This is a genomic window from Pedobacter polysacchareus (assembly GCF_019802255.1).
Lineage (GTDB): Bacteria > Bacteroidota > Bacteroidia > Sphingobacteriales > Sphingobacteriaceae > Pedobacter > Pedobacter polysacchareus.
Window position 1 is genome coordinate 69,053 of record NZ_JAHYSS010000005.1, and the last position, 14,746, is coordinate 83,798.

General features: G+C 40.8%; 14 protein-coding genes. 6 read left to right on the forward strand and 8 right to left on the reverse strand.

The features are described 5' to 3' along the window. Positions 1-192: 192 nt before the first annotated feature. Entirely contained in the window at positions 193-1,596 is a 1,404-nt protein-coding gene (locus tag K7X70_RS14965) for a L,D-transpeptidase family protein (protein ID WP_222537817.1), read from the forward strand. Between the two features lie 73 nt (positions 1,597-1,669). On the opposite strand, the gene K7X70_RS14970 is transcribed toward K7X70_RS14965, so the two are convergent. Continuing rightward, positions 1,670-2,242, reverse strand: coding sequence for a DUF4142 domain-containing protein (locus K7X70_RS14970; protein WP_222537818.1), 573 nt, complete (start codon positions 2,240-2,242; stop codon positions 1,670-1,672). Positions 2,243-2,400: 158 nt separating this feature from the next. Here K7X70_RS14970 and K7X70_RS14975 point away from each other — a divergent pair, with 158 nt between their 5' ends. The 3 genes from K7X70_RS14975 (at position 2,401) to K7X70_RS14985 (ending at position 5,420) form a co-directional block, all read left to right on the forward strand. After that, complete coding sequence (locus K7X70_RS14975) at positions 2,401-2,919, forward strand: low affinity iron permease family protein (protein ID WP_222537819.1); 519 nt, start codon at positions 2,401-2,403, stop codon at positions 2,917-2,919. 125 nt (positions 2,920-3,044) lie between these two features. Continuing rightward, positions 3,045-4,781: a GMC family oxidoreductase gene (locus tag K7X70_RS14980; protein WP_222537820.1), complete on the forward strand. Its 1,737-nt coding sequence runs from the start codon at positions 3,045-3,047 to the stop codon at positions 4,779-4,781. A 24-nt stretch (positions 4,782-4,805) separates the two neighbouring features. Next, on the forward strand, positions 4,806-5,420 hold the full coding sequence (locus K7X70_RS14985; protein WP_062547677.1) for a gluconate 2-dehydrogenase subunit 3 family protein: 615 nt from the start codon (positions 4,806-4,808) through the stop codon (positions 5,418-5,420). Positions 5,421-5,480: 60 nt separating this feature from the next. Here K7X70_RS14985 and cobC read toward each other — a convergent pair whose 3' ends face one another. The 3 genes from cobC to cobT are packed head-to-tail and all read right to left on the reverse strand — an operon-like array spanning position 5,481 to position 7,819. Next, positions 5,481-6,047, reverse strand: coding sequence for an alpha-ribazole phosphatase (gene cobC / locus K7X70_RS14990; RefSeq protein ID WP_222537821.1), 567 nt, complete (start codon positions 6,045-6,047; stop codon positions 5,481-5,483). Then, positions 6,032-6,814: an adenosylcobinamide-GDP ribazoletransferase gene (locus tag K7X70_RS14995; RefSeq protein WP_222537822.1), complete on the reverse strand. Its 783-nt coding sequence runs from the start codon at positions 6,812-6,814 to the stop codon at positions 6,032-6,034. Before K7X70_RS14995 ends, cobC begins: the two co-directional genes overlap by 16 nt. Then, the gene (gene cobT, locus K7X70_RS15000; protein ID WP_222537823.1) at positions 6,815-7,819 is read right to left on the reverse strand and encodes a nicotinate-nucleotide--dimethylbenzimidazole phosphoribosyltransferase; all 1,005 of its coding nucleotides are present in this window, start codon (positions 7,817-7,819) and stop codon (positions 6,815-6,817) included. It abuts the gene before it with no gap. 242 nt (positions 7,820-8,061) lie between these two features. Here cobT and K7X70_RS15005 point away from each other — a divergent pair, with 242 nt between their 5' ends. Continuing rightward, positions 8,062-9,156: a hypothetical protein gene (locus K7X70_RS15005; RefSeq protein ID WP_222537824.1), complete on the forward strand. Its 1,095-nt coding sequence runs from the start codon at positions 8,062-8,064 to the stop codon at positions 9,154-9,156. An 80-nt stretch (positions 9,157-9,236) separates the two neighbouring features. Here K7X70_RS15005 and K7X70_RS15010 read toward each other — a convergent pair whose 3' ends face one another. Then, positions 9,237-10,634, reverse strand: a complete 1,398-nt coding sequence (locus K7X70_RS15010; protein WP_222537825.1) for a hypothetical protein — start codon at positions 10,632-10,634, stop codon at positions 9,237-9,239. 238 nt (positions 10,635-10,872) lie between these two features. On the opposite strand from K7X70_RS15010, the gene K7X70_RS15015 reads away from it, so the two are divergent. Then, the gene (locus tag K7X70_RS15015; protein WP_222537826.1) at positions 10,873-12,168 is read left to right on the forward strand and encodes an OmpA family protein; all 1,296 of its coding nucleotides are present in this window, start codon (positions 10,873-10,875) and stop codon (positions 12,166-12,168) included. Positions 12,169-12,225: 57 nt separating this feature from the next. Here K7X70_RS15015 and K7X70_RS15020 read toward each other — a convergent pair whose 3' ends face one another. The 3 genes from K7X70_RS15020 to K7X70_RS15030 form a co-directional block, all read right to left on the reverse strand. After that, positions 12,226-13,341 carry a serine hydrolase domain-containing protein gene (locus K7X70_RS15020; RefSeq protein ID WP_222537827.1) on the reverse strand — a complete coding sequence of 372 codons (1,116 nt, stop codon included), beginning with the start codon at positions 13,339-13,341 and terminating at the stop codon, positions 12,226-12,228. 108 nt (positions 13,342-13,449) lie between these two features. Then, positions 13,450-13,704, reverse strand: coding sequence for a hypothetical protein (locus tag K7X70_RS15025; protein ID WP_222537828.1), 255 nt, complete (start codon positions 13,702-13,704; stop codon positions 13,450-13,452). A 330-nt stretch (positions 13,705-14,034) separates the two neighbouring features. Then, on the reverse strand, positions 14,035-14,610 hold the full coding sequence (locus K7X70_RS15030) for a hypothetical protein (protein WP_222537829.1): 576 nt from the start codon (positions 14,608-14,610) through the stop codon (positions 14,035-14,037). Between the last annotated feature and the right edge of the window lie 136 nt (positions 14,611-14,746).

The window sequence follows — 14,746 nt, forward strand, 5'->3', positions numbered from 1 at the left end:
TATTATTTTTATCCATTTTTTTACTAAAGATCGGAAAACAATAGAAATGATCTTGTGTTAAGCTTTTACATATATCTGTCTATGTTAAAGTGGGTTGTGTTTGTTGTTGAGGAAAAAGCAAGACTTTTTTTATTGCTGCTGGGAATAGCTTTGTTGTCTGCATGCGCAATAAAACGTCCTAAGGGATCGACTATGGTAGAAAGATATGGTCAGGATCAGAAGGAAGCTGTGGATTCCGATCTTCAGGAAAGGAGGCGGGAGCAGGAAATTTTGAAGCGGCAGAACGATTCCGCTTTGGTCTTCAAACAACAATTAAAAGCCAATAGCAGCCTGACACAGCATCCTGAATGGTTGGATAGTATTTACAAGGATCATCTTTATAAACCCTTCCTGATCGCTCAGGGAGGTAAATCACCTCTAAAAATAGTGGAGTACCTGCGGAAATCAACGCTTCATGGCCTGGATACCAATTATTTTTACATGAATGGGATTGGACCTTTGCTGAGGGACCTGGAATCATCATCTTTGAAATATCGGGAACAACTGAAACTGGAAATGCTGATGGCCTCTGCTTTACTCAAATATAGCGAAGCCATGCAATATGGGCTGATCCGTCCCGATAGCCTGGATAAAAACTATTTCATCAAGACACAGGCGCCAGACCGATCAAAAATCACAGCAGTATTTAGCGCTCCCGATCTTTTGGCTTTTCTAGACAGTATACAACCCTCCTCTGTGGCTTATCTCGCTTTGCAAAAGGCTTTAAAAGCAGGGAAAGGTACCATAAACAGGAATAAGGAGGATGCTGCCCTGACGATTAAATTAAATCTGGAACGTTTGAGATGGAAGAATCAACCTGATGCGCAGAAATATGTATGGGTCAATATTCCTGATTTTACCTTGAATGTTATTGAAAAGGGAAGTTCTACGCTGGAAATGAAAGTCTGCGTGGGAGAGGGAAGAACGGATACAGACCCGGGTACTAAAGAAACGCCTCAGTTAAACAGTATGATTTACAGCGTTCAGGTTAACCCAATATGGAATATTCCTGCCAGTATCGCGAGGAAAGAGATTTCCAGGTACGCGAGTAATGATCCTTATTACCTCAGCAACAATGATATTGATGTATACAAGGCTGGAAAACGGGTTTCTTCTCCGGAAAGGATAGATTGGGTGAGTGCAGACATTTCACAATATACCTTCAAGCAGCGTCCGGGAGAACAGAATTCTTTGGGGAAAATCAAGTTTATCTTCGACAATAGCAGCAGTGTTTACCTTCATGATACGCCTGCCAGGTCTGCTTTTAAGAAAAAGGGGAGAGCCATCAGTCATGGATGTGTGCGGGTAGAAAAACCGATGGAACTGGCATTGGCACTATTTGGTCCCGGAAAAACCTATGATCAGATTAAAGCAGCTATGGAACGTTCTTATCCAAGAGCCAAATATATTGGTTTGCCAGCAAAAGTGCCGGTTTACCTCACTTATATCACTGCCTGGGTGGATGATCAGCACATCCTGCAAATTAGAAACGACATTTATGGATTAGATGACTTGCTGTATAAGGAGATGAAGTCCAGGGGGATGATTGCAGAATAAAAATCCTTTCTAAAGCCTGTTTATGAGGATAAAGGCCGCAGAAAGGATTTGAGTTAAACAGTTCTATTATCGCTTAATAACCTGCATTGCCATTGATTTCGCCTGCACGTTTGAAATGACGCTCAGACATCCTTAAAGCTTTGGTCGAAAAATTCCTGATTTTAACATCACCAGTTACGCTGGCTGCTTTATAAAGGTCTATTGCAGCGGCATTGTCTTTGATCATCATATCTATATAATGTTTTTCAAAGGCAGCTACATCCATATTTTTAAGTTCTTCTAGATGTTTTAAATCTGCTGCTGGCAGCGCAGAAGGCAAGGCAATACTTTTGCTGGCCGATAATGCCTTTAGGTCTGTTATCGTTTTAGTCTGATCTTTTACGATGACTTCCGCAAATCTTTTGATCAGTTTATTGGTAGATTTCTGTGCAGCCAATTTTCCTAATTCCAGCTGCATCATGCCATCAATTGCTGCTTCCTGCATGAAAGCAGATATATCCCCCCCTCTGCTCACCGTCGCTGTATCAGGAATGGTCTGAGCAATGGTAGAATCAGTAGTGGAGGCGTTGATGTTTTCGGTGTTCCGGCAGGCGGATAAGGAAATCACTCCCAGTGTAAAAATGGCTAGTAAATGGTTGTTTTTCATGGGTTTTGATTTATCGTTTAACGTTAATGTAATTACAAATCTGGAACTGAAATGTTTTGAGTAAATGAGTTTTTTGGCTTGTGCTGCCTCCCTGAGTTGAAACTTTTTAATTCTTCTAATGTTATAGCTACAAAATCACCGATACTTATCCTATACTGATGAAAATTAATAAAGCGAATTTTTTTGAAAGGGCCTCTACAACGATTACCAACTGGACAGGGAGCCCGGTGGCTTTTTGCGTTGCTTTTCTTGTAGTGATTATATGGGTGCTTTCCGGGCCTATCTTTAATTATTCAGATACCTGGCAATTGGTAATCAATACAGGAACTACTATTATTACTTTTTTAATGGTATTCCTGATTCAGAAAAGTCAAAATAAGGATTCTAAGGCTATCCAGTTGAAATTAAACGAGCTGATTGCGGCAAGCAGGCAGGCGAGTAACCGGATGGTCGATATTGAAGACCTGACAGAATCTGAATTAGATGTATTGCACAAATACTATCAGAAGCTATCAGATATCGCGGAGGCTGATTGCGATATTCATCGTTCGCATTCCATTGATGAGGCTGTGAAAAATCACAAACTGAAAACAAGCCCAAGACCAGCAAAGCAAATGGTTAAAAAAGCAGTTCACAGGAAACCGGCCGTTGATCCGAATCCAGAAGCCAAATCCTGATTTTCCTTGTATTTTTTTGTTTACATTTTGATGATCCAGCTTATTAAGATTCATTCTTGATTCAGCTATTTGCATATTTAGTGATAATTTAATAATATTAGATCATCAACCATTCAACCAAATATATGAGTGAATTTCAAATCAAAAAATCGTCTGAGGTCTACGATGTAGTTATCGTAGGGTCTGGAGCAGGCGGAGGTATGGCCGGATATGTATTGGCCCATGCCGGTCAAAAAGTACTGATGCTAGAAGCTGGTGCTTATTTCGACCCAAGAATCGACGCACAACAGTTAAAATGGCCATGGGAATCCCCAAGACGCGGCGCAGGAACAACAAGACCTTTTGGCGATTTTGACGCCTCATATGGCGGTTGGGAATTAGATGGCGAACCGTATACCCAGAAATCTGGAACCGAATTTGCCTGGTTCAGGTCTAGAATGCTAGGTGGAAGAACCAATCACTGGGGAAGAATTTCCTTAAGAATGGGGCCATTAGATTTTAAATGTAAGGATGGACTAACCGACGACTGGCCTATTACGTATGAAGAGCTAAAACCTTTTTATGACCGAATAGACCGCCTTCTTGGCATCTATGGCTCTGTAGAAGGAATCGAAAATGAACCAGATGGAATTTTCATGGCTCCTCCAAAACCTAGGTTAAATGAGCTGTTCATTAAAAAAGCAGGAGAGAAAACCGGGGTAACCGTAATTCCAGGCAGGGGATCTGTTTTAACAGAAGCTTTGCCAGGTAATAAAGATCGTGCACCTTGTTTTTACTGCGGACAATGCGGACGCAGCTGTAAAGTATATGGTGACTTCTCTTCTTCTTCTTGTTTAGTTATCCCAGCTGTAAAAACTGGAAACTTAACCGTGATCACGAATGCGATGGTTAGGGAAGTGCTGACGGATAAAAACGGATTGGCTACGGGTGTTTCTTATGTCAATAAAAAAGACGGTCTGGAATATCAGGTGAATGCGAAAACGGTAATACTTGGTGCGAGTGCCTGTGAGTCTGCACGTATCCTATTGAACTCTAAATCTGTGGCTCACCCTGGTGGATTGGCCAATGGAAGCGGTGTAGTAGGAAAATACCTGCACGATTCGACTGGTGCCAGTTTAAGTGGTTTCTTACCGCAGCTGATGGACCGCAAGCGTTACAATGAAGATGGTGTAGGTAGTGTACACATTTACTCACCTTGGTGGTTAGACAATAAAAAACTGGATTTCCCTCGTGGTTATCATATTGAATATTGGGGTGGCATGGGGATGCCAGCTTACGGATTTGGTGGTGGTACCGCTAAATTAAATGGTATGGTACCGGGCAGAGACGGTAAAATGAAAGAAGCTGGCGGTTACGGTGCTTCATTAAAAGATGATTACAGACGCTTTTACGGGGCTTCAGTAGGTATGGCCGGTAGAGGAACCGCTATTGCCAGAGCATCCAACTATTGCGAAATAGATCCTAAAGTGGTGGATAAATTTGGTATTCCAGTATTGAGATTCAACTATAAATGGGCAGATGAAGAAGTGAAACAGGCGAAACACATGCAGGAGACCTTCCAGTCGATGATGCATGCCATGGGCGCAATCATTACTTCTGATATTCCTGGCCCGGAAACCAATTACGGTTTAGAGGCTCCAGGAAAGATCATCCATGAGGTAGGAACGATCAGAATGGGTGATGATCCTAAAAAATCAGCCTTGAATAAATGGTGTCAGGCACATGAATGTAAAAACTTATTCGTGGTAGATGCAGCGCCTTTTGTTCAGCAAGGAGATAAAAATGCAACCTGGACCATTCTTGCACTTTCTATGAGAACTGCGGAATATATCCTGGATCAAAAGAAAAAACAAAATATTTAATCTGTTTAAAGCGAGATAAAAATTATGAACAGACGTGATTCGTTAAAAGTCTTAGGACTAACCGCCATAAGTTCGGCAGTACTGCTGGATGCCTGTAAACCAGGTGAACCTAAAGTAGCCGGAGTTCCTGAAGAAGGTGCTCCCGCAGGAAGAGAAGAATGGGAAGTACTCAGAGATAAGACGCTGATGGAGGAGAAGTTCTTTTCCGCGCATGAAATGGCCACTATCGCTGTGCTTTCTGACATCATTATCCCTAAAGATGATAAGTCTGGAAGTGCTACTGATGCGAAAGTGCCAGACTTTATTGAGTTTATTGTGAAGGATATGCCGGAACATAAAACACCAATGAGAGGTGGATTGAGGTGGTTGGACCTTCAATGTTTAAACCGTTGGGAAAAACCATTCAAAGATGCTTCTGCCGCTCAGCAAATTGAAATGGTGGATCAGATTGCTTACCCTAAGAAAGCAAAACCAGGAATGGAGCAAGGAGTAGCCTTCTTTAACCTGATGAGAAGTTTAACTGCTTCCGGATTTTATACCACTGAAATGGGCGTGAAAGATATCGGTTATGTAGGAAACGTTCCTAATAAATGGGAAGGTGTGCCTGCAGACGTATTAAAGCAATATGGATTTGCCTAAAAAGCAAGCTGATCATTTGGAGAATCCCTTAGCTGTGATGGCTAAGGGATTTTTTTATGCTTAGATACTGGTCTTTTTTAGCTGATCAAATGCTGGATCTGTATTCAGGCTAAAGATCAGACCGTCCCCGTAATCTACAGGGATTTTGAATATATTTTGAAGAGGAATTTCAATTAAGTAGGCCCAGATACATCTGATCACTCCAGCATGAGTGACAATAGCTACCTTTTTGAAATCCTGTTTTCTGAGCAGGTTCATGAATTCCTGTACTCTTTTGAAAAGTATGGCCAAACTTTCTCCATTTGGTGCTTTGGTATGAACAAAATCAGCCATCCAGATGCCTAAAATTTCCTGATCCATTTCGTTCCATTGCCGTTGTTCCCAATCTCCGAAGTTCATTTCCATTAATGCTTTGTCGCATTCCAATGCTAAACCAGTAATCTGGCTGGCTAATCGCTGGCAGCGACTGGAGGGACTACTGTAGATTTTATCAAAATCCTGTGGCAGTTTCCTGGTTAAAGTTTGAATATCTTGCTCCGCAGATGCTGCTAAGGGAATGTCCGCTTGCCCATAACATACCCCTTTAGGTATGCCTACAGCGGTATGTCTGATTACATAAACTTCCATATCACCAAAAATGTTAATAGGGTAATCACTTCTGCAAATTGTTCTACGGCACCCAGGCAATCACCGGTATAACCATCCAGCCATTTGTTAAAGTACCGCTGACTGATCAGATAAAGCAGGATGAGCGGGACTAATACAAAGATGAGCTGCCAATGAATTGTGGTCAGTACGGCCAGCGGAGCGAGTCCGAATACATAAGCACCAATTACCTCTTTATAAGAATAGGATTTGGCGATCGGCTTGGATTTACTGCTTTCATCCTCTCGGGAATATTTTGAAGTAAAAGTGAGCTGAATGGCAGTGAGTCGGGCAAGAGAATGATAAGTGATGAAAATGAGGAGCAGGAGGTAGGGAGATTGTAGATGGCCAGCTACTTTTTGTAGGGCCAGGTATTTTATGCCAAACAGAAAGATCAAAGCAACTACGCCATAAGTGCCCAGGCGACTGTCTTTCATGATGTCCAGGATTTTTGACTTGGTCCAGCCTCCGCCAAACCCATCAAATACATCCGCAAAACCATCTTCATGGAAGGAGCCGGTAATGTAGACTCCTGCGGCCAACGATAAAATGACTGCGATTTCCGGATCAAATAAGAAATTACTGAGCCAAAATACGAGGAAGGAAAGTCCGCCAACAAGCCATCCGATCAAAGGAAAGTATCGGGTGGATTTGTTCATATAATCCGAGTTATGGTCTACCCATTTCGGACAAGGCAATTGCGTATAAAACATCATTGCCGTAAAAAATATGCGAAGTTCTTCTTTCATTTAGGCCTCTTTTGAGGAAACACCGGAGCTTTCAAAGCTGGCCATTTCATTTAAAAAAAGTACGGCACTTTGAATCAGGGGATAGGCTACTGCACATCCAGTACCTTCACCAAGTCTCATGTTTAAGCTTACTATTGGATCTGCCTGTAAGTATTTCAGCAATTGTCGGTGACCGGTTTCGTCCGATAAATGGCAGAAAATCGCATTGTTTTGTAGTAATGGATTGATCATCACTGCAGCCAGATAAGCGGCGGTAGCAATAAATCCATCAACCATGATCAGCATATTATTTTCATAAGCTGCCAGCATTGCACCGGTGATGTGAGCAATCTCAAAGCCACCATAAGTCTGTAATACAGCTACCGGGTCTGCCGAACGGCCATGGCGCAGTTCACATTGCTTTAATATGTTGATTTTATGTGCAAATTGTTCGTCGTTTAATGCCGTCCCTCTTCCTACGCAGCTTTCAATGGGTAGTCCGCAAAGGTTACTCATCATCATGGTAGCAGCAGAAGTGTTGCCAATCCCCATTTCGCCAAATCCGATGATGTTACAGCCACCGGTATGCAGGTCATTCACGATCTTTTCTGCCTGACTGAGGCAGCTTTCCAATTCCTGAATGTTCATGGCTTTTTCTTCCAGGAAGTTTTTGGTGCCTTTTTCTACTTTTGCCTGGATCAGTTTTTTATGCGGCTCGAATTTGAATTTTACACCCGTATCTACTACTAAAAGGTCAATCTGGTGTTGTTTGCAAAATACATTTATAGCTGCGCCTTCGTTTAAGAAATTCAGTACCATCTGGTAGGTTACTTCTTGTGGATATGCGCTCACACCAGCATTAGCGATGCCATGATCACCGGCGAATACCACAATAGTGGGTTTAGTCAATTCCGGGCTCAGTGTATTTTGTACCGTGCCTATTTGTTGAGCAAGCTTTTCTAACTTACCTAATGCACCTTGTGGTTTCGTCTTTAAATCTATTTTTTGTTGAAGTTCTTCCTTCATATCCTGATCTCAGCTGATTTTGATGATAAATGTAAGCCACATCTGTAGGGATGTGGCTTATACGGGCTGAAATTAATCATATTACTTGTTAAAATTGATAAAACAGCTAGGGATAAATCAACAAAATTTATATGGTGCTGGAAGCCTATTAGATAGGATTTAAACAGAGATTATTGAGAATATGTATGACATAAAACGAAATAATTAGCTATAATTGGGGCAAATAATATTTAATCCCTATTATGAAATACCAATTACTAATTTTTTCGTTTGTTATCTTTCTTTTCTCTTGTAAAAAGGCTGAAAAAGAACGCATTGAAACTGTTGTTTCTACCAAAATTGTAAACTTTAAAACCATCACAGGACTGGAGAATTTGTTGGCTGATACGGAGCCTACTGCTCTGATGGTGACGCGAAGCATCACTTTACGTGATCCGCTTAAAGTTGAACTGACTGGCGCAGCTGAAATAAAACTGATCAATTTCACGTTGAAAACCATCAAAGATGTGCATGTTTTCATGAAGTTGGCTGGCGATGAAGAAAGAGTTGAGCTGTTAAAAATCGACTCGATTACACCATTAGTGGCTTTCAAATTACCTTTGTCGATTGCAGAAAAGGAAGAGCAGCTGTATACTGAAAGTGGGAGATTAGTGACCATTGCCAAACAGACTGATCTTTCAAAAGCCGCGTTTACGGTAGTGGTAGATGATCCGTTTTATAAAACATTGAACAGCATTAAAATCCCATGGAAGCTCAGCTTCCGCAAGTCGCAGGAAGATGCAGGAAATTGGTACCGGATGAATCCTTTACATGCCAGAGAAAGTCTGGTGATGTTTACCAATTTAGCTTATTTGTTTTCACAGCCTTCTACACAAACTGCTTTTATGGCTTATGAAGGACTGACGGCTAATGATGGAGCTTTACTAAGCTCAGAGAAGAAAGAAGCGGTATACCGCGACATTTTGACCAGAGCAAATATAGAAACTGGTTTGGTTAGAAATGTGAGTGGTTTAGGTGGTGGAAATCTCGTTGCTGGTGCAGAATATGTTTTGATGCGTCATTACAACAAGAATGCAGAAGAAGTGATTGTTCATGAATTGGGTCATGCACTTGGTTTCAGCCATAGCAGTAATATGACTTATGCATCGAATAGTAAAGCTTTTCATTTGGCAATGAGGCCTTTGATCAATAAACTGCTGACGGATCGTGAATATCCTTATTGGGACTATAGAATGTTGAATACTTATAACAAGTATATTGATAGGATTGGTGATTACCTCCGTGAAGGAAAGAATCCAGATGGGAGCAGACATAACGCTACCAGGTACGAGTACTAATCCTTTAGGTATAACCTACAGCAGATATTATATTTTATAATGCAAGCGCCGGCAATCGCCGGCGTTTGCATTAAGCCTATTTACGCTTCTATAATATCTCCTTTACCGCCTTTAGCTTTGAGCTCCGTCCGGTCGGTAACGATTCCTTTTTCAATTAAAACAGCAATTCCCAGCTTGGAAATCGCATGGACTCCATTCAACGACGTTTTTCCATTTTGTGTAACAGATATCGCCACTGAATTTTTTCCTTCTGCGATGACCTCTCCTTTGATAGATAATTCTTTGACTATACCACCTTCAACATTGAAAGTCTGGACCCCACTGCCATAGGTAATGAGGCTTCCAAAGATGTTTAACTGCTTAATTTCTCCTCCGGCTTTCACACTGATTCCATCTGCAGGTAAGGATACGAGTACACCTTTAACCAGCGTTTGGCCAACAGCCCCATGAGTGATCAGGTCATTTTTTATGGTGATATTGCCCACTGGTTTACTCACCTGAATGCCAATAGAACCATTGCCATGGGTTTGAATTCCATGAAACACTGCCTGATTGACGGTTCCATCATATTGGTTAAAACCTCTGGAGCCAAGTCCAAAAGTTTCTATTTTATCTTTTGCTTCGAAATAATCGACCACTCCGAAGTTGACGAAGCCGATTCCGCTGGGTCCATAAGAGGTAATTGGCTGTTCGGCTACCCAGCGATCTACCTGGCCCCAGGTATCCAGCACCATATCATTTACGCCATAGGTAGTTACACGGCCTTTATTAGTTAGTTTTTTAATTTTAGCGCCATTTAAAATAAACACAGCTGCGGTGATCATATTAGGCTGGCCATAAGGAATCATGCCATTGCTGTAAATATCTCCGGTACTGATCTGATCCGCAAGTACCCAGCCACCATTGTCGCCAAAGCCAGCAACAAATAAGCCTGTACCAATGACAGGAGCACCCTTTCTTCCTAAAGTAATATTGGTCAGCGTGGCTTGAATCACGCTTTCCGGGTTACTATTGTAGTTGTAAACTGTAAACGCACCCTGGTAAACGTTCACTCCATATTTTTGTGGCTGTTCAGAATATCTACGGGCATCACAGCTCACAATATCTATGTTTTCCGCAATCAATCGGGCTTTAAGGGAGCCTGAACGGATTAATATTTGAACCTGTCCGGTGATGGTTAAGTTGCTGAGCGTAAGCGTTCCAAGATCGTCCTGTTGGCTTAACAGGTAGATCGCACGATTACCCGGGTTGGTTTGAATGTTGAGGTTGCTAATCTCATTGTTGGCCGTTAAACCAACCCCATCACTGTTATTGAAACTAAGGATAGTTTTTTCTTGATCTACGGAGCTGAGGCTAAATCCAACGGGCAGTACAATTGCAAAAGGACAAAGAATGGAAGTCTGGAGTTCTAGATTTAATGGAGAATCCTGGTCTAAAGCGGCCATGAGTTCTTCAAAAGAGTTGATTTTTGCTTTCATAGAAGATATTTTTCAATATAAAAATACGGAAATTTTTAGGTTTGATATAGGGTTCACAAAGAAGGAGTGCAATGGGATCTTCTAATTTTTTTACAGTTAAGTGCTTTATTAGATGTTAATTACAAGATATTTCTTATTTTTATATAGTGTAGGCATTGGATTGAATGCCGAATGAAATTATTGCGGGTATATAGTGTTTGTTTGAATTATAATATTTCTAACCTATAAAACTATAAGCATGAATTTAATTGAAATGTTAAAGAATGAGGTAAGCGGTAACGTAGTCTCTTCTTTAAGCCAGAAAGCTGGTGTAACTGAGGACCAGGTGAAAGCAGGTTTTTCTGCCGGTATCCCTGCGGTTTTAGCGGGAATCCTCAAAAATGGCGCTGGAGGAGGCTTTCTGGATAGCATCCTACCTGGGGTAACCGGTTCTACGGCTGCCAATGCTACCGAAGATTTAGTAAATGGTCCTGAAGATAACCTATTGGAAAAGGGAAAATCCATGCTGGGCAGCTTATTTGGAAATGATTCAGGATCGGTAAATAATGCCGTAGCTGAAGCTACAGGACTTCCTGAAGGCAAATCCGCGGGTTTACTGGCGATGATCGTTCCCTTAATCACCGGCTTAATTACCAAGCTGATGGCTTCAAAAGGCTGGGGTGTATCTGATTTATTAGGGAAAATCTTTGAAAGTAAAAATGAGATTGCTGCAGCACTTCCTGCCGGTTTGGGTACTTCTTTAGGCATAGGCAATATGCATCCTCCAAAATTAGATATTCCTGATGTGCCTAAAGTTGAAGCACGTCACAGTAGTTATACCACACCGGTAAACGTGCCGGATAAAAATACAGGTGGTGGTTTTATCAAATGGCTGCTGCCGCTGATCATCGTGATTGTGGCCTTATGGTGGTTATTGGGCAGACAAGGCTGCAATCAAACGGCAGTGACCAGCACTGTGGATTCTGTTTCCGCTAATATTGATACTGCAGGGGCAAAAATGGGTGGTGTAGTAGATGCAACGGTGGTTGCAGTGGAAGGAAAATTAAATGAAGCCGGAGATTTTGTGAAGGTTCTGGGTGTTAAGATGACCAAGAAACTCCCTGATGGAAAAGAGATCAGCATTGCTGAAAACTCGGTAGAGAACAAGCTGATTGGATTCATCGAAGATAAAAATAAACCTGTAGATAAGACCACGTGGTTTACCTTCGATAGGTTATATTTTGAACCTGGAAAAAGCACGCTGAAACCAGAGTCACAGGAGCAGTTAAACAATATTGCCGCGATTTTAGTGGCTTATCCGCTGGTGAACCTGAAATTAGGTGGTTATACCGATAGCACAGGTAATGCAGATGTAAACAAGAAAATCTCTAATGAGCGTGCAAATGCAGCCAAAAACGAATTGGTGAAATTAGGTATTGATCAAAAACGATTAGAGGCGGAAGGTTATGGTCCTGAGCATCCGGTTGCGAGCAATACAACTGCGGAAGGAAGGGCGCAAAATCGACGCATAGATATCCGTGTAACAGCAAAATAAAGATTTAAATCACAAAAGCCGTTAGGAATAAATCCTAACGGCTTTTCTTATGCTGCGTTATTTGATCAATAGTGCCCCTATGTTTTTATTGAAATTAACCCCCTGATCACAATTGCTGAAAAACACATAACCATTATGATTGGCCTTGTTGATCTTGAATCCCGATTGAGCATCACCATTATTGCCCCCATGTTCGTATAGAACACCGTAGTCAACAGGTTTTATAGCAATGCCTAATCCCCAGGCCGTATCGCCATTATAAAGGTAATGTGGACTCTTCTTATCCAGCTGCACTTGTGCTTTAAACAGCTCTGCATTCATTTCTTTCGATAAGCCCCGACCATCCATTAAGGCTATCAAAAACCGGGAAAAACTCAAAGCTTCCGTATGTAATCCTCCGGCGGCCTCAAACCAGGTGGAATCTTGTTCAGGAAAAGAGGTTGGCCATGCTTTGTCAAATGGTTTTCCATTGACATGGCCTTTAACTTTATGTAATGTGATGTACTTATCGCTGCTAAACCAGGCTTTTTGGAGATGAAGAGGCTGGCTGACTTCCTGTTGAAACAAGGGGTCTAAGGTTTGTATCGTTAAATTGTTCAGCTTGGCGATCACTTTTGAGAGGTAAAAGTACCCTTCTCCGGAATAAGAGAATGCTGTGCCCGGATTAAATTTCAGGTACAATTCCCCATATTTATACAGGTGCTCATCGCGTTTATCGTAATATCTCCAGTTGGGGAAGCCAGTGGTGTGGGAGAGTACCATACGAGCCGTAATGAGTTTGTAACGCTCATCTTTGGCAATATCAGCGTAAGGTAAGTATCGGTATAAGGGCGTATCCAGGTTTAATTTATGCTGATCCACCTTTTTCAATACAAAATATGCAAACAGTGTTTTCGATAGCGATGCTGCTTCAAAGATGGAGTTTGCATTTACTTTTTCTTTGGTTTCGATATTTGTAACACCTAAAGACCGGTGATAAACTACTTTCCCATTGTTAATCAAGGCAAATGATAAGCCTGGCAGACCAAGGGAATCCATTTGATGCTTTATGAATTTGTCTAAATCAGCAACCTTGATTTTAGCTCCGCTTAGGGTTTGTAATTGCGCCCGACTTTGGAAGGCAGAAATAGAGAACAGGAGATAGGTAAGGAGGGGAAATGCGAATCTTTTCATAAATGCAGCCTAGGATTTAGTCTGGTTTATTTTATAGACCCGAAAGAAAGATCGGTGTTACAGCAAGAAGACAAAAGGTTAATAAAACATAACCAATAATTTTTTTCATTAAACAGACTTCCAGATTTTAAAGGTATTCTGATGATTTCCATTAGTTTGGATCACCAGGCAAAGGTGTTCTTCTCTTTGAGGAAAATATTTGTCAATGATCAATTGTGTCTGTTGGATCAATTGTCCAAGGTGCTGTTCAAAATCTATATTTTTAACGTTTAAGATCACCTGGTTCATTCTTGATGAAATGGTGCATTCGAAGGTGAATTCTCTTTTCAGTGCTTTTACTACTTTTGACCTCAGTTTTTTCATTGAATTCTGATTTAGGATGTCATTGAATAGGGTTTTTCCCATTTGTTATTTCAGCTTTAAACGCTGGTAGCTTTTATAAATTGCACCGGGAAATGTCATTATTTTTTATTTCCTGGAAATAATTGGCTACTTTCTAAAAATAGTAAAATCTATATAAGTCAAGACATTTTTAGAGCTCTTTTACTGTAACAAATTTGGGGTGATCGCCTTCTTTTCCAATGGGTTCCTATCCTAAAAAAGCCCCAAGACTTTATAAAATCGAGGGGCTTATCTTTCCGAATTTTGAGGCAATATATTTAATTTGCCAAATTCATTGTATTCTGAAATCTTTTATTTAAACATTGCATTAAGTGCATTTTGTACTTTCTGCGCATCATCTTCAATTGTTTTTTTGATAGCAGGATTAAATGAAGCAGCAAATTCTGGTGTAATAGAAATTAATTCTGGTTCATTTAAGATCGTAAGGTCAAATACATTGCTGCCGAACTTAAACGTGCTTTTAACTTTGGTGATGTCTTTTTCTATGTTTTTTGCAAACTCGTAGCTGTTGCTGATTTGGTCAAATGCATCTTTTGCCGACTGGAATATAATTTGAGTAGCTACATTCAGGTCATTGATGATAATGGTGGCTGCTTGTAATTCTGATTTTAATGCTCCTTTCACACCTTCATCTAAGCTATTCAGCTCAGGTAATAAATCTTCACTGAAGATGATGTCCTTTGGATCTTTAATGAAAATAGCCAGTTTTCCGCTCTCGTCTAAATGCTGTTCCAGAGATATAGGTGCATTACCGTCTTTCAGGTTTGCAACGTTTGTAGAAGTGTATTCAATTTTGATGTCGCTGATCACATTTTTGATAACGTTTACAACGTGTTCCAATACCGGGTTTGGAGTAATATTGCTCATTCTGTAATATTTTTTTTGCAAAGGTACGGGATGCTAACTTCGTTCATATACCCAAAGGATAAAAAAGAATTGATTTTTAAATAAGATATTCATTTTGAGCTGTTTGTGTTTTTCGGTTATTGAGCATGATGCAAAT